Annotated in this window: 17 protein-coding genes and 3 pseudogenes; 11 read left to right on the top strand and 9 right to left on the bottom strand. The window is 67.9% G+C overall.

Annotated features, from left to right (window positions below; translation table 11 throughout):
* Positions 1 to 200: 200 nt before the first annotated feature.
* On the bottom strand, positions 201 to 1,349 hold the full coding sequence (locus tag ABT123_RS27310) for an FAD-dependent oxidoreductase (RefSeq protein ID WP_351319373.1): 1,149 nt from the start codon (positions 1,347 to 1,349) through the stop codon (positions 201 to 203).
* 205 nt (positions 1,350 to 1,554) lie between these two features.
* On the opposite strand from ABT123_RS27310, the gene ABT123_RS27305 reads away from it, so the two are divergent.
* A complete protein-coding gene (locus ABT123_RS27305) occupies positions 1,555 to 2,130 on the top strand; it encodes a TetR/AcrR family transcriptional regulator (RefSeq protein ID WP_351319371.1) in 576 nt (191 codons plus the stop codon).
* Here the strand turns inward: ABT123_RS27305 and ABT123_RS27300 are convergent.
* Both ABT123_RS27300 and ABT123_RS27295 read right to left on the bottom strand, forming a co-directional pair.
* Positions 2,127 to 2,750 (bottom strand): Tn3 family transposase, encoded by a 624-nt coding sequence (locus ABT123_RS27300; protein ID WP_502971071.1) that lies wholly within the window; start codon positions 2,748 to 2,750, stop codon positions 2,127 to 2,129. The two genes, ABT123_RS27305 and ABT123_RS27300, sit on opposite strands and share 4 nt — an antisense overlap.
* Before the next feature lie 31 nt (positions 2,751 to 2,781).
* A pseudogene (locus tag ABT123_RS27295) lies at positions 2,782 to 3,243 on the bottom strand (IS110 family transposase); the annotation flags it as partial.
* A gap of 764 nt (positions 3,244 to 4,007) precedes the next feature.
* On the opposite strand from ABT123_RS27295, the gene ABT123_RS27290 reads away from it, so the two are divergent.
* The 5 genes and pseudogenes from ABT123_RS27290 to ABT123_RS27270 all read left to right on the top strand — a co-directional run.
* Entirely contained in the window at positions 4,008 to 4,361 is a 354-nt protein-coding gene (locus ABT123_RS27290) for a hypothetical protein (protein WP_351319367.1), read from the top strand.
* On the top strand, positions 4,358 to 4,696 hold the full coding sequence (locus ABT123_RS27285; RefSeq protein ID WP_351319365.1) for a DUF4190 domain-containing protein: 339 nt from the start codon (positions 4,358 to 4,360) through the stop codon (positions 4,694 to 4,696). The genes ABT123_RS27290 and ABT123_RS27285 overlap by 4 nt, the downstream gene beginning before the upstream one ends.
* 192 nt (positions 4,697 to 4,888) lie before the next feature.
* Positions 4,889 to 5,959, top strand: coding sequence for a DNA polymerase III subunit beta family protein (locus ABT123_RS27280; protein ID WP_351319363.1), 1,071 nt, complete (start codon positions 4,889 to 4,891; stop codon positions 5,957 to 5,959).
* 22 nt (positions 5,960 to 5,981) lie between these two features.
* Complete coding sequence (locus tag ABT123_RS27275; protein WP_351319361.1) at positions 5,982 to 6,491, top strand: hypothetical protein; 510 nt, start codon at positions 5,982 to 5,984, stop codon at positions 6,489 to 6,491.
* Positions 6,488 to 7,483 (top strand): annotated as a pseudogene (locus tag ABT123_RS27270) (IS481 family transposase); the annotation flags it as partial. The gene ABT123_RS27275 and the pseudogene ABT123_RS27270, both read left to right, overlap by 4 nt.
* A 1-nt stretch (position 7,484) precedes the next feature.
* On the opposite strand, the pseudogene ABT123_RS27265 reads toward ABT123_RS27270, so the two are convergent.
* Positions 7,485 to 8,186, bottom strand: a pseudogene (locus ABT123_RS27265) (IS701 family transposase); the annotation flags it as partial.
* Between the two features lie 162 nt (positions 8,187 to 8,348).
* Here ABT123_RS27265 and ABT123_RS27260 point away from each other — a divergent pair.
* Positions 8,349 to 8,966: a hypothetical protein gene (locus ABT123_RS27260; RefSeq protein WP_351319357.1), complete on the top strand. Its 618-nt coding sequence runs from the start codon at positions 8,349 to 8,351 to the stop codon at positions 8,964 to 8,966.
* Between the two features lie 485 nt (positions 8,967 to 9,451).
* On the opposite strand, the gene ABT123_RS27255 is transcribed toward ABT123_RS27260, so the two are convergent.
* The 5 genes from ABT123_RS27255 to ABT123_RS27235 form a co-directional block, all read right to left on the bottom strand.
* Entirely contained in the window at positions 9,452 to 9,634 is a 183-nt protein-coding gene (locus tag ABT123_RS27255; RefSeq protein ID WP_351319355.1) for a hypothetical protein, read from the bottom strand.
* A 146-nt stretch (positions 9,635 to 9,780) separates the two neighbouring features.
* Positions 9,781 to 9,972: a hypothetical protein gene (locus ABT123_RS27250; RefSeq protein ID WP_351319353.1), complete on the bottom strand. Its 192-nt coding sequence runs from the start codon at positions 9,970 to 9,972 to the stop codon at positions 9,781 to 9,783.
* Between the two features lie 117 nt (positions 9,973 to 10,089).
* Positions 10,090 to 16,296, bottom strand: a complete 6,207-nt coding sequence (locus tag ABT123_RS27245; RefSeq protein ID WP_351319351.1) for a DNRLRE domain-containing protein — start codon at positions 16,294 to 16,296, stop codon at positions 10,090 to 10,092.
* 288 nt (positions 16,297 to 16,584) lie between these two features.
* Positions 16,585 to 17,241 carry a response regulator transcription factor gene (locus tag ABT123_RS27240; protein ID WP_351319349.1) on the bottom strand — a complete coding sequence of 219 codons (657 nt, stop codon included), beginning with the start codon at positions 17,239 to 17,241 and terminating at the stop codon, positions 16,585 to 16,587.
* Entirely contained in the window at positions 17,238 to 18,194 is a 957-nt protein-coding gene (locus ABT123_RS27235; RefSeq protein ID WP_351319347.1) for a HAMP domain-containing sensor histidine kinase, read from the bottom strand. Before ABT123_RS27235 ends, ABT123_RS27240 begins: the two co-directional genes overlap by 4 nt.
* A 264-nt stretch (positions 18,195 to 18,458) precedes the next feature.
* Here ABT123_RS27235 and ABT123_RS27230 point away from each other — a divergent pair, with 264 nt between their 5' ends.
* The 4 genes from ABT123_RS27230 (at position 18,459) to ABT123_RS27215 (ending at position 23,432) form a co-directional block, all read left to right on the top strand.
* The gene (locus ABT123_RS27230; protein WP_351319345.1) at positions 18,459 to 19,031 is read left to right on the top strand and encodes an LSm family protein; all 573 of its coding nucleotides are present in this window, start codon (positions 18,459 to 18,461) and stop codon (positions 19,029 to 19,031) included.
* A 506-nt stretch (positions 19,032 to 19,537) separates the two neighbouring features.
* A complete protein-coding gene (locus tag ABT123_RS27225) occupies positions 19,538 to 20,869 on the top strand; it encodes an alpha/beta hydrolase (RefSeq protein WP_351319343.1) in 1,332 nt (443 codons plus the stop codon).
* A gap of 273 nt (positions 20,870 to 21,142) precedes the next feature.
* Positions 21,143 to 22,579, top strand: coding sequence for a DHA2 family efflux MFS transporter permease subunit (locus tag ABT123_RS27220; RefSeq protein ID WP_351319341.1), 1,437 nt, complete (start codon positions 21,143 to 21,145; stop codon positions 22,577 to 22,579).
* A 232-nt stretch (positions 22,580 to 22,811) separates the two neighbouring features.
* On the top strand, positions 22,812 to 23,432 hold the full coding sequence (locus ABT123_RS27215) for a lamin tail domain-containing protein (RefSeq protein WP_351319339.1): 621 nt from the start codon (positions 22,812 to 22,814) through the stop codon (positions 23,430 to 23,432).
* Positions 23,433 to 24,191: the final 759 nt, after the last annotated feature.

Below are 24,191 nucleotides of genomic sequence, written 5' to 3'. Positions count from 1 at the left end.
CCTCGTGGCTCATGCTCGTCTCGTCGTTCTCGTAGTTCATCGCGCAATCATCCGCCACCGCTCCCCGCTGACTGCCTGCTTTTCCCCTCGCGGATCCGTCCCGCCGGCCCCCTCGTTCGGGCAGGCCTTTGCCCACCACCTATGAAACGCCGTCTCCTTCTCCGGTCCGGGACGCTTCGCAGGTGCGCGGGGGTGAGTGGTCAGTGGTGTTGGGTCATGTGAGCGAGGACCAGGGTGGCGCCGTCGGGGCTGAAGGCGTCGTTGATGGCTCCGGCCGCGCCTTCGGCGGCTGCGACGGAGCGCGGCAGCAGGATCTCCTCGTAGGCGGTGACGGCCTGGTCGATGGTGGCGTTGTCGATGAGGGCCTGGGCGAGGTCGGCGCCGTCGAGCATGGCGAGGTTGGCGCCCATCCCGGAGAACGGGGACATGAGGTGGGCGGCGTCGCCCAGGAGGGTGAGGCCGGGTGTGTGCGTCCAGGTGTGCGGGACGGGCAGGGCGTACAGGGGCCGGTTGGTGTAGCCCGTGTCGGTGTCGGTGATGAAGCCGAGCAGGCGGTCGCTCCAGCCGGTGAACCGGTCCAGGAGGGCGTCGCGCACGCCGGCGGTGTCGGTGAGGTCGAGCCCGGCCTGCCGGTGCCAGTCCTCATCGGTTCGCATGGCGACGTAGACGCGGATGTGTCCGCCGCTGTTGCGCTGGGCGACGAAGCCCTGGCGGTTGTGGAGGGCCATCATGGTGCCGGCGGCGGTGAGTTCCGCGAGGTGGGGGTGGCGGGTGTCGACGTCGTTGAAGCCGGTCTCGACGAAGGTGACCCCGGTGTAGAGGGGCGTCGCGTCCGTCAGCAGGCTGCGGACTTTGGACCAGGCGCCGTCGGCGCCGATGACGAGGTCGGCGTCGGTGGCGATGCCGTCTGTGAAGTGCAGGCGGTGGACGCCGTCGCCGACGGGCTCGACGCGAGTGAGCTTGTTGGCCCACCGCACGGTGCCGGGCTTGAGGGAGTCCAGCAGGAGGCTGCGCAGTCGGCCGCGGTCGATCTCGGGGTTGCCCTCGGCGGTGTCGGCCTCGGGCGGGATGCCGTCGAACACGATCCGGCCGTCGGCGCCGACCATACGCATCTGCTGACCCTCGGGGCGGGCCACGGCCAGAAAGTCGTCCAGCAAGCCAGCCGCACGCAGGGCGTACTGGCCGCTGTCGGGGTGCATGTCCAGGGTGCCGCCCTGGTCGCGGGCAGCGGGAGAAGCGTCGAGATCGTAGACCGTGACGGGGATGTCGTGCCGCTGGAGGATGCGGGCGCAGGTCAGTCCGCCGGGGCCGGCTCCGATGACCGCGATGCGGGGGTTGGTGGCGTTCACAGTGGCGCCTTCTCTCATGCTGATGCGCTTGAACTTATCGAGGGGGTAAGGGCTGTGCGCGCCGGTGGGCGCGGTGGCCTGGGCGGGTCGGAGTGGGCGGGCCGGGGCACCGCCTCGCCGATCGTTCAACCACAAAAACACACTCGCCAAGAAAGTGCAATCACACAACTTTTTATGTCAGCATCTCTTCTGTATCATGCAGGGCATGACTGCAACCGTGGGGCGCCGTGAGCGCAAGAAGGCCGCCACCCGCAAGGCGCTGGCCGACACCGCGCTGAACCTGTTCCTCGAACGCGGCTACGACAACGTGACCATCCGCGACATCGCAGACGCCGTGGACGTGTCGACCACCACGCTGCTGAAGTACTTCCCCACCAAGGAAGCGCTCGTCTTCGACGAGGACACCGAGCAGGAGGCCGGCCTCGTCGCTGCCGTCAGCGACCGGCCGGAAGGCCAGAGCATCCCCCAGGCGCTGTGCGCGCACATCAAGCGGGTACGGACCAGGCCTGGCGACTGGGATACACGGTTCGCCGCCTTCGCGCGCCTCGTCAACGACACGCCGGCTCTGAGCGAGTACGGGCACCGCATGTGGATGCGCCACCAGGACGCCCTCGCCCATGCCATCGCCGAGGCCACCGGCAGCCGGCCCGACGACTGCCGGTGCGCCGCCCTTGCCCACTTCGCCCTGGAGACATCGGCCTTCGCCCAACGCACCGACGACCCCGAGCGCGCCATGGACACCGCCTTCGCTCTCCTCCAGGACGGCTGGGGCGCCGTCTAGCGGATCACGCGGCGATGGAGGTCAGCGCCCCGCGCCCCTGCGGCCACCCGCCCGGCGATATCCGAAGTGGCGCGGGGGCCGGGCACGATGATGGTCGGCTCCAGGTCGAGCCGGGTGTCCATCTCCAGGCGGAAGGTGCCGTACGGGTTGATGTTGGACCAGAACAGCGTGGTCAGGCCACGCCGGTCCTCGTCGCTCAGCTTCTTCGCCCAGGTAGGTTCGGTCAGGACCCGTTGGACCAGCAGGGTGTTGACGTGGACGAGCGCGGACTGCAGCAGATGCAGGGCAAGCATCGAGGCCTCGGCGTGCTCTTTGTCCGGGCCGGTCGGGGCGCCGTCCTTGCCGTGGTGGAGCACGGTGTTCGCACTGTTCCAGTTCTCCACGACCTGGAGCCCTCCGTGGATCTCTCGGCGCAGGCCGGGGCTGGCGAGGTAGTCGCGGGCGAAGATGGTACGAACGGCGCGGCCGAGTTCGTCGTACTGCTGCTCAATCAGCTCCCAGCGGATCGGCCGCGTCAGGGAGGCTCCGAGCGCGGGCCAGCCGGGCGGGGTGTCGTCCGGGCGGTACAGACGGATGCTGCCGATGTTCTTCAGCCTCGGCAGCAGGGGGAAGTTCAGCAGCTCGGTGAAGGCGAACCCGACCGCGCTGGCACCGTGGGTGTCGACGTAGTTGGACTCCGTTCCAGACCGCGTCCTGCTGTGCGCGGGCCAGGACGGCGACCGCCTGGGCCAGGTCGGTGTCGGCGGGCAGAGGGCGGTGCACCGGAGCGTCGGTGCGGATGATGTTCGCGAGGACACGGGCGTCGCCCGGGTCCGACTTCTTGCGGCTGGCTCCGTTCCGGTCGCGGTAGCGGGAGGCAGCCACCGGGTTGACCGCGTAGATCTTGCGGGGGCCCTGCCGCAGCGTGGCGACCAGCAGGCCGCGGCTGGTCTCGATCGCCACCGGGATCGGCGTCTCGGCGGTATCGCTGTGCTCGGCCAGAAGGTCCAGCAGCAGGCGGCAGTCGTCCAGGTCGTCGTTGATCCGGCACTTCGCCAGCAGCTTGCCGGTGTCATCGACGAGCGCGACGTCGTGGTGTCCCTCCGCCCAGTCGATCCCGCAGAACACGTCCATGGATCCCGCCCTTCTCCCGTGCTGTTCTCGCAGGCGAGCACGCGGGGCCGCACGGCGCACTAAATTCCAGGGCTCCAAGGCCCGCCACCTCATCAGCCGTGCGCGGCACCGCCAGACCGCACGGGCGCGCCGTGTCCAGAGCTCGAAGTTCGTGAGGAAAAACGCGTCACCGTACGGCAGCTCATCCAACGAGGATCCCGAACCCAACGCGCCCGCAGGGGCAGAATGTGCGAGGACCGGCCGGCGCCCAGCGCCACCAGTCTTTTCAAGGACCTCGCACGGTCGGAGGTGTCGTAGGGGTCACCACGGCACCGACCGGACCACACACGTCCTGCCCTGGGCTGGACAACGCCGCCCCGGGCCCATCAGAGATCCAGAACCTCCAATTACTAACGAATTAGAGGTGTCGTTTTCCTAAGGGTGCTTGCCCACGGTATCTGACCTGCGCACGGAAGATCACCAGCGTCGGGGGTTCACGCCTCCGCCAGTACCTCCGGTCCCCCGCCTAGTGCAACCGTGCAGACAACTGTCAAGTCCCTTCCGGTGCACTCGCTGCCCGTGAGGCGAGACCAGACCATGGCGGGGAGGCAGGCATGGGCGGTGCAGGTCAGCGTTTTCTGCCTCTTATAGGACCTGTGCGACGGTTCGGCGCCCGATATCGTCCCGGATTCGGCCGGGGCGTATGAGTATCCGCACTCATGCCGCCGGGTGGTAGACGGGCAAGGATGTGCGGGTCCCTGACCTCGATTCACCGGAGGCCTTTGATGCGTCCGACGCACCTGGCTCGTGTGATGCCCTCGTATCCGTACGGTCCGCCGGCGCCCCGGCGGCGTCGCCCGCACGGCGGGTGGTACGCCGTACCGGCCGTTATGACGTTCGGTGCGCTGCTGTTGTCTCTCTACGGCGTCCTGTGGGGCCTGGCTGCGAGGGCGGGCAAGCACATCGTGTGTGACTCGACCACGAGCTGCGCGGCGTCCCCGTACGAGGCGGACTACACCGCTCCCGGGTGGCCTGGCTGGACGTTCGTCACAGCCGGGGCGCTGTTCGCCCTGGCGCTGCTGGTGTGCGCGGGACTGTTCGCGGCCCGCCGCAGCAGGCTCTCGCGGGTGACGGCGTGAATGACAACACGGGGAAGGAGGAGACCAGACCGCCCGTCAACCGACCGGCACGGCTCAGCACATACTTCGCCCTGGGCGGCGTCGCACTCCTGATGAGCTTCCTGACCCTCTACGGCTGGGTGTTTCCGCAGTTCACCTTTACCGGGGCGGTGGTGTGCGGGCTGTTCGCCGTGGTCGCCGGCCACGTCGGACGCCTGCGTCGGCGACGGGACGGCCGGGGCATGGCGCTGCTGGGCATCGTCAGCGGCTGGCTCGTGCTCCTCACCTGCGCGACGCTCACCACCGTCGTCCTCATCGTCTTCGGCGGGCTCGCGGCCCTGATGGACCGGCCCTAGCGGTGTGACCGGGGTCGGGGTACCGGCCGTACGACGCTCGGCCAGCGGTCGCGTGCCAGGAGGGTGAAGGCTTCGATGAGGGTGGTGACCACGCTGGTGGCCTGCCACCGCCTAGTTGTTGCTGGCCATGAGGTTGGTGTCGCTGTTCGTCAGTGTTGACCTTCGAGTTGGTTGAAGCTTGATGATGACGCAGTGCCAAATGATGAGCTGATGCCGATCGGGGCCTTCGCCCAACGCAGTGGTCTGACCTCCAGCGCGTTGCGGTTCTATGCCGACTCCGGGCTGCTGCCCCCTGCCGAGGTCGACCCGGTCTCGGGCTACCGCTACTACAGCACTGACCAGGTGGCCCGGGCGACCGCGGTGCGTCAGCTTCGCGAGCTCGCCATGCCCCTGGCTGCCGTCGAGGCTGTACTTGGTTCCGGGGCCGACGAGGCTTCCCGGCTCCTCGATGAGCATGTCGCCAAGATTGTTGGGGATGCGGCAACCGTGCAGCAGAAGGCTGCTGTCATCAAGTCTGCGCTCGGCAATACGCCAGGCCTTCCCATTGCGGTGGTGAAGGGTCCCGTGCTGGCGGATGCGGTCGAGCAGGTCCTGACCGCGGCCGCGCACGGGTCCGGGATGCCGGCACTCGCCGGTCTGCGCATCGAGGCAGGTCGTGAGGCGGTCACCCTGACCGCGACGGACCGATACCGGCTCTCCACTCGCACCCTGGTACCGGCTGAACCACCGAGTCAGATGTGGGCCGGCACGGTCAATGGCGGCGAACTGCGGGCTGCGGTCGCGGCGAGCCGCCGCAGCCCGCTGGTGCGACTGGAAGCGGTCTCGAACGGGATCTGGTTCCGCGTGGCCGACCGAGAGGACCAGCACTGCCGGCTGCTGCCCGAGGAGTTTCCCGACTATCGACTGATGCTCGCGTCACTGGGCGAGGTCACGACGCGTGCAACGGTCTCGAAGGATCTGCTCCTGCGAGCCCTGGAAGAACACCCCGGCGAACGCCTCGGGCTGCATGTTGCTGACCACGGAGTGAGCGTCGTGTCAGCGGACGACGGGCACCCCGAGATCCCACTCCCCGCCACCGTGGCGGGCCAGGCCCTCCGGATCTGGTTCGAGCTGACCACGCTCTATCCCGCCGTGAGCACGGCGATCGGCCCCGACGTACTGCTCGACCTACGGGGACACGACCAGCCCGTCGCGATCCGATCCGCCGACCGCGGCGATCTCACCACCCTGGCCATGCCCATCAAGTCCGACCACTCCGCCTGAGAAGAACGATGAGGAACACTCCATGACCACCGCACCCGCCAGCCCCGACCCGACCATGGAAGCAATAGGCCACGCCGTCGCCGAGGGCCGAGCCGGTAACAGTGCCTCCGCCCGCCAGAAACTGCTGGACCTGTGGTCTGCGATCGGTGTCACCGGTGACCCGCTGCACCGCTGCTCGCTCGCCCACTACCTGGCAGATCTCCACGAAGATCCCGCCCAGGCCCTCGCCTGGGACATCCGGGCCCTGGACGCCGCCGACGCCGTGACCGAACAGCGCGTCCAGGAGCACCACGCCGGCCTCCACGTCGCTGGCTTCTACCCCTCCCTGCACCTCAACCTCGCCGACAACTACCGACGGCTCGGCTCCTTCGAAGCCGCCACCGAGCACATCAACGCGGCCAAGACGCACGCACCCAGCCTTCCTCAGGATCCCTACGGTGACCTTCTTCGTGGCGCCATCCAAGAAGTCGCTGAGGCTATCGCCGGGCGAGACCGGTCACGGCGAGCATCTGCGCCTGGTTCTGCTGCGTGACGCACAAGAACGCACCCCTCACGGTGGAAGGACGGCGTCGCCTCGTCGAGCGATGCCGTACGAGGCCCATCGCCCACGTTGCAGCCGAGATGGGGATCTCCCGGGCATGTGCATCGAAGTGGGTCAACCGATACCGGCGACACGGCGAACTCGGGCTTGAGGACCGCTCCTCCGCACCTCACCATCAGCCCACCGCGACACCGTCCGAGATCCTCAGCCTCACAGAAGAACTACGCCGCACTCACAAGTGGTCCGCGGCCAGGATCGCCTTCGAGCTGTCCCAGGCTGGCACGCCGATCGGCCGAAGGACTGTGAGCAGACACCTGGCCGAGATCGGCCTTAACCGACGCCGATTCATCGACCCCGACGGTGAGGCCAACCGACAGCCGCGGAAGATCCACGCCCGACGGCCCGGCCACATGATCCACGTCGATGTGAAGAAGGTAGGCCGCATCCCCGACGGCGGAGGCTGGCGTGCGCACGGACGCGGCAGCGACCAGGCGAAAGCCGTGGACCGGCGGAAGAAGAAGACCGAGCGCGGTGGCTATGTCTACCTGCACTCCGCCGTCGACGGGTACAGCCGGCTCGCCTACAGCGAAGCACTGCCCGACGAGAAGGCCACCACCGCGATCGCTTTTCTCCATCGTGCCCGGGCCTGGCTCGCAGCACATGGGATCACACGCATCGAACGCATCGTGACTGACAACGGCGCTTGCTACCGCGCCGAGAGCTTCTCCCGCGCTCTCCTCGGCGCCAGACACCAACGCATCGCCCCCTACACCCCACGGCACAACGGCAAGGTCGAGCGATACAACCGCATCCTGGCCGAGGAGTTCCTCTACGCCCGGACGTGAACATCGGAGGCCCAACGCGCCCAACTCCTGGGCCGCTGGAATGTCCACTACAACTACCACCGACCCCACACCGCGATCGGAAGCCAACCACCGGCAGCACAACTACCAGGCGGCGTCACCAACGTCATGACCTCCTACAGGCGTCCTGCCCGTGGGCGGTCATCTCACCTTTCGCCTGGAGGACGTAGGCCAGGCCGCGGTCTTCCAGACCACGGCGGAAGTCGGGATTCGCGCCGTAGCCGGTGTCCGCCACCAGCACCGCGGGCCGCAGGCCGGTGGCGGCGAGTTCGTCGAGCATGTCCAGGGCGAGCTGCCACTTGGGGCGGTGGTGTTCGGTGGCGGGGATGCGGCATGCCTTGCGCCGGCCGGCTGCTTCGGGCCCGTCCCAGCTCTCGGGCAGGAACAGCCGCCAGGACAGCGGGCACGAGGCGGTGTCGGAGGCAGCGTGAACAGAGACCCCGATCTGGCAGTTGCCGACCTTGCCCAGGGTGCCGGAGTACTGCCGGGCCACCCCGGGCGAGGAACGGCCGTCCTTGGGGAAACCGGTGTCGTCCACGACCCACACCTGTGGTCGCACCGCCCGCACGGCCCGCCACGCCAGCCGGGCCCGGACCTCCTCGACCGGCCAGGTCGAGGAGGTCATGAACTGCTGCAACTGCTGATGATCGATACCGAGCCGCTCGGCCATCGGCTGCATCGACTTCCGCCGCCCGTCCAGGAGCAGCCCTCGCAGATACAGCAGGCCCTTCGCCCGCTGATCCCGCCGGACCAACGGCGCGAACACCTCCCCGGCGAACTCCACCAACCGGCCCCGACACTCAGCAACCTCACCCGCCCTCATACAAGCAGCGAACTACCGAACACTGACCGTGACAAGACCAGCTAACAAAGCACTATTAGGACCTGTCCTGTCGATCATGTGACAGTTCGTCGAGAGCGGTCCTGATTGGCCGCCACAGGAAGATGGATCTTCGTCCGCTGTCAGCTGTGGCAAGGTGCTGGCATGTCCAACCCCATCGCGTACCCGATCTTCCGCACCACCGACCCGGTACTGGCTCTGCGCGTGGCGCGTCAGCTTGTGGCAGTGGGCGACCGGCAGTGCGCGGAGGTGTCAGTGGACGTCGAGCTGTGCACCGTCCCGGAAGTGTTGCGGATGCGCGAGGCGCTGCCGGATGCCTGGTTCCGGAAACAGGATGTCGAGGACTGGGCTCGGGATCCTTCCGACCCGACGGGTTTGCACGGCGGAGTCCACGCGCCCGAGCTTTCCAGCGATCCGGACTTCCTCTCCTCGCACCTGCCGCTCTGGGCATCGATGGAATACCGGCCCGTGGGCAGCGTCGAAGAGGAGTTCGCTGCCTTGGTGGGCTCGAACATCGGCGAGATCTGGTGGTCCGGCTTGTTCTGGCCCGATGTACCGGACCGTGACATCCACGGCGAACCCAACAACGCCCGGGTCTCTTTGCTGTTCAACTGCCGAACCCAAGGCCTCGCCGAACGCTCCGATGACCACACCGTGCTCGTCCACGTGCGCCGCAGGAATCGCGACGGGCCCGAGGAACGGCACGCGTCCTGGCTGGCAGAGCAGATCGGTCAGACCGTCATCGGCCCACCCCAGGAATGACTCCCGATCGGCGCCAGCCACTCCAGGTCGATCACGTGACTGCTCCGGCTACTCATCGTTTCAAGTGGATATGGGGCGGGGTGAACTGAGTGATGCAGAGTGGGAACGGCTGCGGCCGTTCCTGATTCTCGTCGGTCGCACCGCCGCGGGAACCGGTTTGTGTGCCACCTGCTGCGACCACGAGGACCCTGCCGGGGCTTGATGGAAACCCCAAAAGCCCAGGTCAGAGACCTGCCGCTCGGGCTGTCGAAAACGCATCCCCACCCTTTCCGGAACGCATAGCGCGTTGCCGCAGGTCAGAGCCTCGAAACTCGCGCGTTGAGCCATCGCGAAATTTTCATGAGATCCGGGCCGCGGGGCGACTCCAGCAATCCCACGGATGGACGCGTACACCCGTCACTCCCGGAAGCGCGATGCACTCGCCGTAGGGCTGCCGCTTCGCGAGCTCTACCTCTATGAACGGCGGCATCCATGGCCGTTTCTCCTCACCCGGGGTGGAACGTTCGGACTTCGCAGCGGAAGAGGACGCGGGAGGCAGTGTCGGTGGTCCGGGCGTGGAGGAGGATGCCGGTGGCCGGGTCCACGGTGAAGTCGCAGACGAGGCCTTCCTCGGGGGCCCAGGCGCTGAGGGGAAAGGTGCGCAGGGGGCGGACAGCTGGGGCTGTCACCGCCGTCGTTGTAGGGGTTCAGCCTGGACCTCGTCTGGGTCCAGGTGCTGCCGTTGGCCGTTCGCGGTCTGCCCGTCGGCGGGCCCAGTAGGCGCAGTAACCGTCGAGCGATCGACGGCACACCAGGCCCGCCCGTCCTACAGGGTTCAGTTCTGGTCTTCGCCGTCGCGGGCAGCACGCACTGCGAAGAACCATGAGGCTGCGAAGATGACCGCCGAGCATGCGAACATCGCAGCGCTCTCCCGCGCTCCTCTCATGACCCAGAACGCGATCCCTGCTGCGAAGGCCAGGACGGCCAAGACCGGCATGATCTTGGCGTTGCTGCGGCTTTCGTTCACCTTGTTCTACTCCTTGCACGGAGACGTCGGGGCGCTGCTCGCGAGTGGAAGCGCAGCAGCGCCCCGATTCGTGATGGCTGTGCTGTTACTGGACTCGATCAGACCGGCAGGTAGGTGCTACCACCAGCGTCGCGAGTACCAGTTCCGCTTGCGGTGAGAGGCGGGCTTGTACTTGGCGTGACGACCGCTTCCCGGGAGCCATCGTCGCAGCCCCGACTTGAGTCCCCATCTGCCAATGGCACCGAGAGCCGCGCCGCCTCCGCCGAAGCCCGCGGCACCAGAGATGCCGGCCCACATGATCTCGCTTCGGGTGGACCTACGGTTTCCCGCCCACTGAGCGCCTGCGCTGGCGGCTCCGCCAGCGATGACCGCGCATGCGGCAGCGGCTGTTCCGAAGGTCACGAGGCCACAGCCGACGCCGGCCAAGCCACCCGCGATCCAGACGCGGTTCCTCTTGACCCAGCGTCCGACGCCGCTGCGCTTGAAGCGATTCCACTTCTTCTTGAACCAGCCCCACTTGCCGTCGAGGTCGTAGCTGTTGAGCGGGTCCGCGTGGACGTAGTCGTAGGCGTTTGCGTTCCCGCCGTAGACGGGGTCGAGGGAGAGGAAGCGGCCGGTGGCCGGGTTGTAGAGACGGACGCCCATGAGGGTGAGGCCGGTAAGAGTCTCCGTGGAGCGCTGCTTGGCGCCGAGCCAGTTGTAGCGCGTGGCGGGCTGGCCTGTGCGGGGGTTGCCGTACTCGTCGCTGTCGAGGGCGACGGGTGCCTGGCTGGTGTCCAGCGGGAGCTGGAGGGCCACGTCTCCGTGGATGGTGGTGAGCTGGAGGACGGTGTCGCCGGTCTTGCTGGTGGTGGCGGCGAGGTCGCCCGAGGCGGATTCGACGTTGCGCGTGAGGGCGCCGGTGGCGGTATCCTCCACGATCCAGCGGGGGTTGTCGCCGTCGCCGTCGTAGTGGTTCAGCTTGGAGCCCGTCTGGGTCCAGGCGCTGCCGCTGCCCGTCTCGGTTGTGAAGGAGCGGAAGCGGTGGGCGGCGTCGAGCTGCCAGGTCCGCCGCGTGCCGTTGGCGGTCTGCTGGTAGGCGAGGTCGTTGGCGTAGTAGCCGACCGTCCCGTTGCCGGGGACCGAGGCGGTCCGACCGAACGCGTCGTAGACGTAGCCGGTGTCGACGAGGCGGTCGGCGCTGTCGTAGGTGTGGCTGGTGGTGGTGCCCCCGGCCGTGGGGCAGTCAGCGCCAGGGGTGCCCGTTGCGCGCGTGAGGGACTTGCGGTTGGTCCGGTTGTCGAAGGCGTAGGTCCGCTTGGTGCAGATGGTGTCTGCGGTGTCTTCGATGGTGGTCAGGCGGCCGGTGGCGTCGTAGCCGTACTTCTGGTCGGACCAGCCCGCATGGGTGGTGACCTGACCGTGGACGGACTCGGTCACGGTGTCCGCGTAGACGATCGCGCCGTCGCTGTCACGCGTGTAGGTGCGCTTGAGCTGGCTGCCGGTGGTGTCCTCGGTGCTGGTGAGGGTGTAGCCGCCGGGCAGCTTCTCCGTCGCGACGGAGCCGTCCGCGTCATAGGTTGCCTGGAAGACGCCGGCAATGGAGTCCGTGGTCTTCGTAGCCAGACCGCGCGGCTCGGCTGCGTGATCGTAGGTGTGGGTCATGGTCGAGGGCGCGTTGTCCGTGACCTTCACGGGCCGGTCCAGCAGGTCGTACTCGGTGGTGGTCACACCGCCGTCGGCGTCCGTGTAGGACGTCTGGCGGCCGAGCTTGTCGTACGCCTTGGTGATCGTGCCCCCGGTCGGGGAAACCGTCTTGACAGCACGCCCTGTCGCCGGGTCGTACTCGTTGGTCGACTCCGGAACCGCCTGGCCGATCCCGCCGGTGACGGCGACCTTGGTGGCGCGGCCGGCATTGTCGTAGGTGGTCGTGGTGGTGCGGGTGCTGCCGTTGGCGGTCTCGGAGACCTTGGCGGGGCCGCCCCACCAGCTGTACTCGGTGGTGGCGGTCGGCAGCTGTGTGGGGTTGGAGCCGCCGCCGGTGATGGCCCCGGCCGGTCCGGTGGAGCAGACCAGGTCGGCCCACTCGGGGCGGCCCTGGCAGGTGCCGGTGCCGGTCGCTGACCAGTACGTGGTCACGCGGGTGCCCGCGTCGGTGCCGGTGGCTCCGGGCAGTCGCTGCTTGATGACGCGGCCCTGGGCGTCGTACTCGGTGGTCTCGGTGATCGAGAGACCGCCCGGGTCCTTGACCGTCTGGGTAGGCATGCCCTTGGCCCAGTCGTACACGGTCTGGGTGACGCGGGTCTCACCGTGGATGCCGGGGTACTCACGCACCTCCGCTCCGGTGGTGACCTTGGTGATCTGGTCCTTGACCTTGGCCGTGCCGTCGGTGGGACGTCCGGCATCGTACTCGTTGACCTTCCGGGAGCGGGCGGTCACCGACGTGCCGGATGAGACGAGGGTCGTCGTTCCGGACTTCAGGTCGGCGGTGAGCTCGATCCGGCGCAGCGGGCCGAGCTCCTCCAGTTCGCGCATGCCGGTGTCGTTGTAGACCGACTTGGTGGCCAGCAGGTCGGCCCGGTCGGCGCTGGTGAGCAGGCCGATGCCGAGCTCGGACTGGGCGGCCTTGTCGGCAGCGCCGATGCCCAGGGCAATGGCGCGGTTGCCGGCGGACAGTTCGCGGACGGTGTTGCCGAAGCGGTCGTACTCCGTGGTGGTGATGTGCCCGCCGGGCGTGGCGTTGTTGACCGAACGACCGGAGGCGCCCATGTATGCGACCTCGGCGCGGGTGTACGAGCCGGAGGTCAGTGCGCTGCCGTCGTGGGAGGCGGGTACGGCGTCGGCCGGGAAGACGGCGGTCGCGTCGGTCGGGGCGTCCAGCTGCCCCCATGCCTTCACGTCCGCCGCACCCATCTGGTAGGGGGCGGTGGTGCCGGTCAGAGGCACGTCGTACACGACCGAGGTGGACGCGGTGCCGGACTCGACGTCCTTGGTGCCCTGCTGGAGGCCGGAACGGGACGCCTTGAGGAGCATGCCATCACCGGCGGTGGCGGCATTGCCGGCCTTACCGTAGGTGAAGGTCCAGGGCAGTTCCCCAGGAGGGGTCAGACCGGTGACCCGGCCCGCCGCGTCGTAGGAGTACTCGGTCTTCAGGGAGGGGCTGATCTGCGGGTTCCATGCCTGGCGCAGTCGGCCGGACGCGTCGTAGGTGTACGTCTGCACGGCCTTGGAGGTGGCCGCGGCGGCACCGGGCTCGGTGGACCACAGTCGGATCTCCTTCACCTGGCCGGCGAAGTCACCGAAGGCGGTGTCGGTGCCCGTGGTGGCGGTGGCGTAGACGAACTCCAGCGCCCGGCAGCCCTTGGTGGCCGGGGTCGCCGTACACGTCGCCGCGGACGCGGCAGAGGTCGGGGCGACGACCCGCTTGGGCCGGGCCAGTTTCTTGGTGTCCACGGTCACCGTCTCGGAGACGACCGTGGTGGTGGTGCTGGCAAGGCCGTCCAGCAGCGTGGAGGAGACCTGCCAGGTGGCGGCGGCCGCGTCGGGCTTGGTGAACTCGGTCACCGTCCCCTCGGTGTCGGTGAGCGTGAAGGAACCGGACACACTGCCCGTGAGGGTCAGGAACTCGGAGCCCGTCTCAGGAACCCAGCCTGTTCTAGCGGCGTTCGCCGTGAAGTGTGTGTCCTCACCCTCTGAGTCGACGACGGCGACGGCCGTGTCGGAGATCCGCCTGATATGGGAGTAGTCCGAATCGGTGGCCTCGGCAACGGTGCCGGAGACCCACTCCTTACCGAAGATCGGCGCCTGCCCCTCCTGCTTGGCACCCTTGTCCGGGGTGCGGGAGGAAGCTGTGCGGGTCACGGACAACCCGAAGGCGGAGGCGTCGTCGGCAGACAGCGAGTAGTCACCGGTGAGCAGATTCAGCGAACCGGGTCCCACCTCGTCGACAGCCGCACCGCTGGCGTTGCGGTCGACGACGACGGAGAGGGGCTGGGTGGCGCCGTTCCCACCGGGACCGGTGAAGTCGGCCTTGATCTGGACCGTGCCGTCCGGATTGACGGTGTCAGTTGAGTTCCAGACCAGGGGGGCGTTCTTGCCGCCCGTCATCGAGACCGGCCACGCGGTCAGCGGCGTACCACCGGAGGTCACCTGCCCAGCCGGGATCTGCACCCAGGCGTCAGCCTCGGAGCGGCGCCAGGAGAAGGACACCTTGTCGTACTTGGCGCCGTCGGCCTCGGCGACGAGCGGAAGGCGGCGTGCGGTGCGCTCGCCGTCGGCCGGCTGGACGAAGCCGCCGGGGCCCGCGTGGAAGGTGTAGTCGATGGCCTCGGACTTGTTGTCCGCCTTGTCGACTGCGCGGACCTGGAGGGTGTGGGTGCCGTCCTTGGGCGGGGTGACCGAGATGGCCTTGGCACCCGAGGCGCCACCAGTGGCGACCTTGGTCCAGGTCACACCATCCAGGGACCACTCAAGCCAGTTGTGGTCCGTTCCGGACGGCGGGGTCACGTTGAAGGTGCCGGCCTGCCCGGCACCCTTGACCCACGAGGTGGACGGGTAGTCCGTCGACGTGATGCCGGTGGGAGCGGAGGGGGCGGTGGTGTCGACCGTGAAGGTCTTCCACGCCGACCAGCCAAGGTTGTAGTGCGTGCCGTCGTACGGTGACGTACGGAACTTGTACGTCTTGCCGTTTGTGAGGACCCCGGCGGGGACGGTCACGGAGGCGACCTGCCCGGAGTTCACCCAGGGGGACACGATGACGTTGCCGACCTGGGTGTTGGTGGCGGAGTCGAAGATCTGGAACGTGCCGTTGACCTTGTCGCCGTTGGCGTCGACGAACGTGTCACGGAGGATCGGCGTCGTGGTGTTGACCACGTACGCGCCGCCGTAGGAGAAGAACGGAGCGCCCGCCTCCTGCTTCGTTCCCGTGCGAGGTCGGTAGTTGTACGTGACGGTCAGCTTCGGAACGTTCGAGGCGGCGTTGGCGGAGTTGACCCGCTTCCACTCCTTGATGTCGTTCTCGTCCGTGGCACGAAGACCCATGCCGGCGTGGGACCACTTGTTGTTCGCCCAGTGCTGCACCAGGTTCGTGACGTCCGCGCTGATCCACCCGTCGGCGGTGCAGGACGGGTTGCCCTTGGTCTGGGTGGAGGTGGCCATCTTGGTGACCATCGCGGGCTGGTTTGTCCACCGCGAGGACGTGGAGGCGTTGTTCGCCGTCCACACCTCCCACGGCTGGGCGGTGCAGTCGGTGTTCCCTGAGTGGAAGTTCCACAGCGACAGGGAGGCGCTGGAGACCAGCGCGTCCGCGACCGGCGCGGTGTTCCACGTGATGAAGGAACGCGCGATGCGGTAGGTGCCGTCGGCATTCTTCGTGCCAGGGTTGCCCAGGTCCAGCTCGGTGTCGGCCGACCAGTCGACCGTCTCACCTTGCTGGACGTAGGTGTCGAAGAGATTGCCCAGCGCGGACGTCGAGGGGTCGACGGTCACCGGGTACTTCGTCGCCGGGTCGGCCAGGAAGGCCGCGTCCGGGGTGAGGAGCAGGTCGACGCCGCCCTTGGTCTTGACGACCTTCATGCCGACCTTGGCCCGGCGGGTGTGCTCACCGGAGACCTTGTCGACGGTGGCGTCCCACATGACGGGGGCGGGCATGACGGCGCTCTTCTTGGACTTCCTGTCCGTGAAGAGCACGCTGCCGTCCGGCTGTTGCTCAACCTTCAGGCCCTTGGTCTTCAGCGGCAGCGTGTAGGAGAAGTCTTCTGCAGGCTTGGCCTTGACCTCGACGAACTGCTCGAAGCCGGTACGCGTGGCCTCCACGACCACATCCGCACCCGGCACCGCATCCTGATACGTGGCACGGGTTCTGTCCAGCTTTGGCACGGGCAGACCGCCGCGCCACTGCAAGGTGATTGCCTCGTCACCGCTGCCCAGGGTCACCAGATCCGTGGCAGGTGCAGACTGCGCGGCGCGTAGCGAGGCGGCCTTGGTGCCGGACTTACCCGCGAGCTTCAGCCCGCGCGGGTGTGCCTTCGACACGACAGAGCCGTCCGAGGCAGCGGCCAGCTCGACATCGACATCGCGCCAGTCGCCCGTGGTCGGGTCCTGGAAGCGGATAGGTCCGGCGGACAGCTCAGTCGTGAGCGAACCGTCCTTGTTCACCCACGTCGTCGACGACTCGGTCCGCTCCGACAACGCCTCGACACGCTTGCCCGACAGCCGTGCCGCCACACGGGCGGAGGAGATGTCGGCGGCCGACGTCGCAGCGGGCGGCTGCTGGGACTCGGCCGTCCGCGGACTGCTGGGTGCGGCGATGGCGGCTTCGGCGCCGTAGATCGTCGACACCGACATGAGCAGGGCCACTCCGACAGCGGTGGTGCGGATACCCCTGTGTTGGTCGAGTCTTGGCCGGTAGCGGAACCCGGATGAGGGCTCCGGTATCTGGCTTGTCACGTTTCTCCCTGTATGTGTTGTGGGTGATGGCGTTGGGGCCGGCGTGAGATTCCGGTCCCGCCGTACGTCCCACCAGGGGTGAGACGACGCGGTCCATCGGGCGGCCGCCAGCGCTGTCATTGGACGGCGGCATGCCGGGGCCGCCTCCCGGCCAGCGGGGCCGGGGGCTTGGCGGCAGAGTTGTTGTTACGGCTCGATCAAGCCGGTCCTGATGGCATAACGGGTGAGTTCGACACGGTCGCGGAGTCCGAGCTTCTGCAGAAGATTCGCCCGGTGGCGTTCCACCGTCTTGGCGCTGATGACCAGAAGGTCGCCGATCTCCTTCGAGGTGTGGCCCTCGGCAACCAGCTTGAGGATCTCTTCCTCGCGGTCGCTGATCGCCTTCTCCGGAAGCGTTCTGCCCTGCTCTGCCAGGTCGAGGTACTTGCGGATGACAGTGGACTCGGCACCGGGATAGAGGAACGGCTCCCCGCGCATGGCCGCACGGCACGCGTCGACCAGGTCGCGGTCCGCCACGGACTTCAGTACGTACCCGCTGGCTCCGACCCGCAGGGCCTCGAAGAAGTACTGATCGCTGTCGTACATGGTGAGGATCAGGATGCGAAGGCCCGGATGCGCTCGCGAGAGCTCACGTGCGGCTTGCAGGCCGGTCAGCCGGGGCATGGCGATGTCCAGGATTGCCAGGTCAATCGGCATCTGGCGCGCCACAGTGACAGCCTCGGCCCCGTCGCCGGCTTCGGCCACGACGCACAAGTCCGGTTCGGCGTCCAGGATCAGCCGCACGCCGCGACGAACCAGCGCGTGATCGTCGGCAAGCAGGATGCGAGTTGAAGGTGTGGTCACTGCTCGGCCCCCTCTGCCGTCGGTACCCGCAGGCGCACCGCCGTTCCACCCTCCCGTGAGGTCCCGATGGAGAACTCCGCCCCGATCATCAGCGCGCGTTCACGCATGCCACGGATGCCAGATCCTTCCGCGGCGTCTCGACGACCGTGCCCGTTGTCACGGATGACGAGGTCCACGACTCCCGGCGTCCGGTGTCTTAGCTCCAGGTCGATGCGGTCGGCATGCGAGTGACGCGCTGCGTTGGCCAGGGCCTCCTGGGCCACCCGGTAGATCGCCAGCTCCACCTCGGGCGTCATGCCCGGAAGCCCCGCGTCGAGGTCGTGCCGCACCGTGACTCCTGCCGTGGTGAAGTCGGCCGTGAGCGCCCGCAGGGCACTCGCCAGTCCCAGGTCTTCCAGCACCCCGGGGCGCAGTCGGCGGGCGATGCGCCTCAGTTCGTCCAGGCTTTCCCGGGTCGTCTCCTGCGCCCCGTGTAGACCTTTCCGCAACTCCGTGGGAGCCTGATCCGCCAGCCACTTCAACTGGAGGAGTACGGCTGTCAGGGCTTGGCCGACCTCATCGTGCAGTTCCCGGGCGAGATGCCGCCGCTCGGCCTCCTGAGCCGCCGCTACCCGGGCGCTGCTGGTGGCGCGCTCGTTCTCCAGGCGGTCGAGCATCGCGTTGAACGTGTAAACCAGCTCTGCCATTTCGTGCTGCCCCGTGGCCTTCGGCCGCGTGCCGGGGTTCAGAAGATCTGCCCTCGCCATCGCGCGGGACAGCCGCTCGAGCGGAGCCAACCCGTGCCGGAAGAGAAGACCATTGGCCACGAGCATGGCCAGCACCCCGGCGATCACCACCACGGCTTCGTCGAAGAGAACGGGGTAAGAGACCGTGACCCACGGACTCAGCAGAAGCGCAGTGGCCACAATGAGGAGGAAGGCATTCATCGCGAAGATCCGCCAGAACAACGACACCGCGGTCCTCCCCCTCAGCTCCCGTGGATCCATCCGCTCAGTCACCCCATCGTTGGCGGGTACTGCGACGGTGATCAAGAGGGAGTCTGGGCGATCATGCTCGGACCGTCCATACATGCTGACACCCATTTTCACCCGCCGGGAAGCGCGCAGGCGGCTGGGTAGATCGATCACTTCAGGGCGACCCCGACGATACGGTCACATGCCCCACGTGCCTGGAAAGCCAACCTGATGCTGACCTGCCGATTCGGCTTGACACCCTGGGTGGCGACGCGGCGTGTCACCGCCCTCCCCGCGGGAGCGGACGACGGCAAGACCCTCCAGGCCCGCCGCTATTACGACCGCTACGCCCTGTTCCGGGACACGGTCCCGGAGCTGGCGCCCGAGGGCCTGTTCGACGGGATCGCGGACTCCGGCCCGACTCCCTCCCGGGGCCCGGCGCCTGAGCGCTTGAGGGCTGCGGAGATCCCGGACCGCCTGGCGGCATGGAACGGGGAGGACGTCGACGCCCTACTCGCCCGGATGGGAAACGCACGGCTGTCGGGGCCGGGGCTGGACGCTCCGCTGCGGACGGAGGCCGGCAAGCGGGCCTACCTCCAGCGGTTCTTCGGCACGGCGGACGTCCGCTTCAAGGCCGGCCAGGTCGCCTTCGGCAGGACCACGACCTACGTGGAGTGGCACGGCACGGTCTCCGGACCGAAGGGCAAGGACATCCCGTTCGGGATCGTGGAGCGCTTCGGTCCGGGCGGTGAGTGGGAGTTGTACTTCGACACCCTTCCGCTGGTCGCCGACCGGGCGGAGATCGGCGCGCTCTTCCGGAAGCTGGCCCAGCCTTAGCTTGTTCTGTGTCTTCCGGTCTCGAACGAAGTCTCGAACTGCGTAGCTCACCTGGGCATTCGCCGGATGTACGGGCGGCCTTCGTCTGATCATGTGCTCCGACCAAGGAATGCACGTGATCACGACGAAGGCCGTGAGGTGAGTCTGCTGCCTGATGACGTCCGGAGGGCAGCGTTCGCGGAGGCGTGACTTTGCTAGAGCTCCGCCGTAGGGGGGATTGCGCCGCTGGGTGTACCTCCAGGGTCTGACGGAAAGTCGCCCTGTGGGCCGATGCTCCGTTGACTGGTGTCGGGAAGTATTCCTTGCTGCCTGCCGAGAACCGCGCCAAGGACAAGGACCGGACTGTGCAAAGCAAATGGATAGGTGCCCTTCTGGGCGGGACCGCGATCGTTATGACAGCAGCGAGCCTTCCCTCTGCGAGTGCTTCTGATGCATCTCCTCTGGACCAATATGCTCAGCAGACGCCTGCGTGGCAGCGATGCGATGACCGCGCGCCGGAGGACTTGGTGTGCGCGAAGATCAAGGTGCCGCTCGACTACGGGCGTCCTGGCGGGGAGACCATCGAGCTGGCGGTCTCCCGGATGAAGGCACGGGACCCGGGCAAGCGGCACGGTGTGCTGCTGATGAACCCTGGCGGGCCCGGCGACTCAGGCAGATTCATGCCCTTGGAGCTGCCCGATTCGGTGCGTGACCGGTTCGACCTGATCGGGTTCGATCCCCGCGGCATGTGGAGCAGCGCCCCCGTGCACTGCGGGCTGACCGAGGCGGAGGCCAAGCGCAGACACCCTTATGATCCGCAGACGTTCGCCCAGAATGTCGCATGGGCGCGCACGGTGGCAGAGAAGTGCCGGACCAAACACGGCGCCAGGCTTCCCCACATCACCACCCGCAACACTGCCCGCGACATGGATGTGATCCGCTCCGTGCTCGGAGAGAAGAAGATCTCCTACTTGGGTGTCTCCTACGGAACCTATCTCGGTGCCGTCTACACGCAGATGTTCCCGGACCGCACCGACCGGTTTATCCTCGACAGCGCGGTCGACCCGAACCGTGTCTGGCGGGAATACAATCGCCTCGAAGCACCCCACGCTGAACGCGCGTTCCGGCGGTGGAGTGAATGGACCGCACAGCGCGATGCGGCCTATCACCTCGGTGACACCCCGGCCAAGGTCCGCAAGGCTTTCTGGGACCTGGTGGCCCAGGCCGACCGCACACCCATCAAGGACGACGACGGGCAAACCTATACAGGCGCCGACATCCGCAATTTCGCCGGGTTCTCCATGGTCCGTGAGGCGGCCGAGAACATCGTCCGGTGGAAGAATGCCGCCGGCGACACAGCCCCCACCACACCCCCGCCCGCCACGGACAGCCAGGCACCGGCCGACCAGTCATCGGCCGGCTATTGGTCCATCGAGTGCGGCGATGCGGACACGTGGCCGCGTGACCCCGAGCAGTACCGCCGCGATGCGGCGCGGGACAAAGCCCGGTATCCGCTCGTGGGTGATCTGACCGCCGGTATCACGCCCTGCGCTTTCTGGACCAAGGGCAGCGAACCGCGCACCGTGGTCGACAACGACACACCTGCGCTCATCCTCCAGTACGAGTGGGACGACTCCACCCCGCTGGCCGGTGCCATGGGCCTGCGCAAGGCCATGAAAGGCGCGCGGATGGTGACAGTCGCCGGAGGCGAGGGACACGGCGTCTACGCCAACCCGCACCCGCCGTGCGTGGACCAGGCAGTCACCGCCTATCTCACCACCGGCCGACTCCCCGCCGGCGATGTGACATGCCAAGCATCGGACACCCCGCCACAACCCACGGCCGACCACAGCAACTAGCACGCCGAGCGGTCGACGACCACGCCGGCTGCTCCGCAGACCGAGAGTGGGCGCGGATTGAGCCGTTGCCGCCTGACCGGACGCCGGGCTGGGGCTGTGGTCTTGAGCCGCGTCAACTGCGATGATCAAGAGTGCCGATCGAGGCATTCTGCGTATTGTCGACTTCTTTGGAGTTTGTTGTGCGAATCGAAGTGCGTGTGAACGCCATCGCCCACGACGGGCTTCCGTTCCCCGCTTCGGCTTTCTGCGCCACGTGGTGTGGCCGGGGTGGGCATGCCAAGGAATCGACTGGAATTGCAACGCCTGTTTCGTAACCTCACGTCTTCCGGTTCGCCCGCGGGTCCCCAGGCGGCGCTGTACGCGCTGTGCGTCAGCTTCTTCATGATCTGTCTGGACGCCACGGTCGTGAACGTGGCTGTCCCCGACATCCGCGCATCCCTGGGCGCGTCCCTCGACGAGGCCGTCTGGGTCAACAGCGCCTACGCCCTGTGCTACGCCGTCCCTCTCATCCTCGCGGGCCGCCTCGGCGACCGCTACGGCCCCAAGCGGATCTTCCTCACCGGCCTGGCCGGCTTCACCGCGGCCTCGCTGGCCTGCGCGCTCGCCCCGAGCGCTTCGGTACTGATCGCCGCCCGAGCGATCCAGGGTCTGGCAGCCGCGCTGATTGCACCCCAGACGATGTCGCTGATCGTCCACCTCTTCCCCGCCGGGCGCCGCGGCAGGGCCCTGGGCATATGGGGAGCCGTCGGCGGCGCGGCCATGGCCGCCGGCCCCGTGATCGGCGGTCTCCTGATCACCTGGACCGGATGGCGCGGCATCTTCCTGGTCAACATCCCCGTCGGAATCGCAGGCTGGATCGCCGCAGCCCGGCTGCTGCCCGACTGGCGGCCCGCCAAGGAACACCGCCTCGACCTGTGGGGCATCGCGCTCAGCGCCCTCGGCCTGACCGCACTGATCTTCGGCGTACAGAGCGGCGAAGCCTACGACTGGGGCACGGTTGCCGGCCCCGTCACGATCCCCACGATCCTCACCTTCAGCGTCCTGTGTCTGGGAGTGTTCGTGTGGTGGCAGCACCGCAACCCCCGCGAGCCGCTGCTGCCGCTCCGGCTCTTCCACAACCGGAACTTCTCCGCCGCCGCCACCGCCGGCGGTGCCATGGGAGCCGCCATGGGCGGCCTGTTCCTGCCCCTGATGATCTACATGCAGAGCGACCTCGGCTACACCCCCCTGGCCGCAGGAGCTGCCACGGTCCCCCTGTTCGCCCTGTCCTCGCTGTGCGCGCGCCTGGCAGGCAAGTGGTCCGACACCACCAGCCCCCGGACGCTCGCAGCCCTGGGCTTCGCCCTGCTGATCGTGGGTATCGGCTCTCTCGCCTTGCTGCTGTACCCGGGCATCAGCCTCTGGGCGCTGATGCCGTCGCTCCTCGTGGCCGGTATCGGGATCGGCCTGGTATCGGCCCCGCTCGCCGGGATCGCCACCCGGACCCTGGAGCCTTCCCTGGTCGGCGCGGCATCAGGGGTCTTCAACACCACCCGCCAGCTCGGCGGAGCCCTCGGCAGCGCCGCCACCGGAGTCCTCCTCCAAGCCCACCTCGGACACACCCCCACCACCGCCACCCAGGCCGCCCTGGCCTTCCCCACAGCCATGCTCCTGATCGGCCTCGCATGCTGCACCGTCGTCCGCCCGGCTCCTCCTACGCAGACTGGCTGAGCGCACCGGACAACCAGGCGGTTTCGGTTCGTATGTGCGAAGAAGCGCGCAGAACGCTTGTTACGGATTCAACTGCTCCGGATGGTGGAGGGGGTGGGTGTGTGCGCCGGGTGGTGCGCCGGGGCGTGGTGATTGCGGGGGCCATCCCGGGGCCGGGTGGGTGTACCGGTCACTGGATGGCAGGGTCACGTACAGGCAGGTTGGGTGCAGTGTGCAGGCGAGGGTGACGGAAATGTCCGTGTCCGGCAACGACCCTGGTGGGGCACTACAGCCGGTGCCTGCCGGGGTCGAGAGTTTGCCTCCTCGGCCCCACCCAGAGGGGTCGGGCACCCGGACCGCTGCACACCTTGTATCGGCGGGTGGAGACCTGTTCTTGAGGGAGCATCACATGATTGCTGCATCGTCCATCCGCCGTATCGCTGCCACTGTGCTCGCGGCTGGCGCCGTTGTCGGCGCGGTCGCTGTGCCGGCTTCCGCCGACGGCGGCCGGCATCACCAGAGGCCGCAGGTTGAGATCAGCCGTGTCCAGGCTGACAGTCCCGGGCGTGACGACCGTTCGATCCGGTCCGTGAACGGGGAGTGGGTGGAGATCACCAACACCACCCGCCACGCGGTCAATCTGAAGGGGTGGACGCTGCGGGACGAGGACGGCAACCGCTACCGGTTCAAGGACGTGCGCCTGGGCGGCCGTGACACCATCCGCATCCACACCGGCCACGGCCGCGACACCCGCACCGACCTCTTCCAGGACCGCAACGACCACGTCTGGGACAACCGCTCCGACACCGCGACCCTGCGCAATGACCGCGGCCGGGTCGTTGACACCGAGTCCTGGGGCCGCCGCCACCGCTGAACGGGGTGACCGGGCCGGCCGCCGCCGTTGAGCGGTAGCAGGGGCTGGTTGTGGGGGAGGGTGTGCCGGGTGGCTGGGAAGGCTGCCCGGCACATACCTGTGCCTGTGACCGGGTAGGCTCGGCCGGCTTTGTTCACGGGTTGTGCTCGTCTCGAGTCGAGCCGCGCGGGCCGGGGGCCTGTGGTCCGCCGGTGCCGGGGCGGCACGGGTGTCGGCGGGCCGGCACGGGGTGGGGTGGACGGTGATGCATCCTTCGGGCGGCGAGGAGCAGCAGGGGCAGGGACCAGCGGCGCATGGCTGTCACGGTGCCGTGCCCGGGCCCGAGACCGCCTCTGACGGCCCCACCGCACCCCGGATGGACGACACCTGGCCGGTATCGGGGTGTGGAAGTGGCGTTTCTTCGGTGAACGGGCTCGCCCTGTGGGGTGAGTTGGCCGGAGTGGGTCTCGGCCGGGGGCCGGGAGGCCGGTAGAACCTGCTTCATGATCAATGGCTGTGATGAGTCGCGATAGATGCCACCGGATCCAAGAGCCTGACACCAACGGCCGGTGATCACTGCTTTGGGTGGACCGAGCGTCAGTGAGTCGCTTCGGTCGGCTGGTTGACTCCGAGGTGTGGGCCCGAATGCGGTAGACCGTCCGGCTGGATCGCTGGCATTGTCAGGGATTGTGACGAAGCATGGTTTCCTGGCGTTGGCGCCGCAGTACACCTCGACATCCGAGTTGCTCTCGGCGTCGGCGCGGCGGCGGGGATTGGACG

The organism is Streptomyces sp. NPDC002054 (assembly GCF_040296685.1).
Classification (GTDB): domain Bacteria; phylum Actinomycetota; class Actinomycetes; order Streptomycetales; family Streptomycetaceae; genus Streptomyces.
Note: the sequence above shows the minus strand (reverse complement) of the source record. Positions and strands in the feature narration are given on the sequence as shown.

Coding starts and splice junctions, on each gene's coding strand:
- ABT123_RS27305 (WP_351319371.1), top strand. CDS start 1,555: ATGACTGCAACCGTGGGGCGCCGTGAGCGCAAGAAGGCCGCCACCCGC.
- ABT123_RS27290 (WP_351319367.1), top strand. CDS start 4,008: ATGCGTCCGACGCACCTGGCTCGTGTGATGCCCTCGTATCCGTACGGT.
- ABT123_RS27275 (WP_351319361.1), top strand. CDS start 5,982: ATGACCACCGCACCCGCCAGCCCCGACCCGACCATGGAAGCAATAGGC.
- ABT123_RS27260 (WP_351319357.1), top strand. CDS start 8,349: ATGTCCAACCCCATCGCGTACCCGATCTTCCGCACCACCGACCCGGTA.
- ABT123_RS27245 (WP_351319351.1), bottom strand. CDS start 16,296: ATGTCGGTGTCGACGATCTACGGCGCCGAAGCCGCCATCGCCGCACCC.
- ABT123_RS27220 (WP_351319341.1), top strand. CDS start 21,143: ATGCCAAGGAATCGACTGGAATTGCAACGCCTGTTTCGTAACCTCACG.
- ABT123_RS27215 (WP_351319339.1), top strand. CDS start 22,812: ATGTCCGTGTCCGGCAACGACCCTGGTGGGGCACTACAGCCGGTGCCT.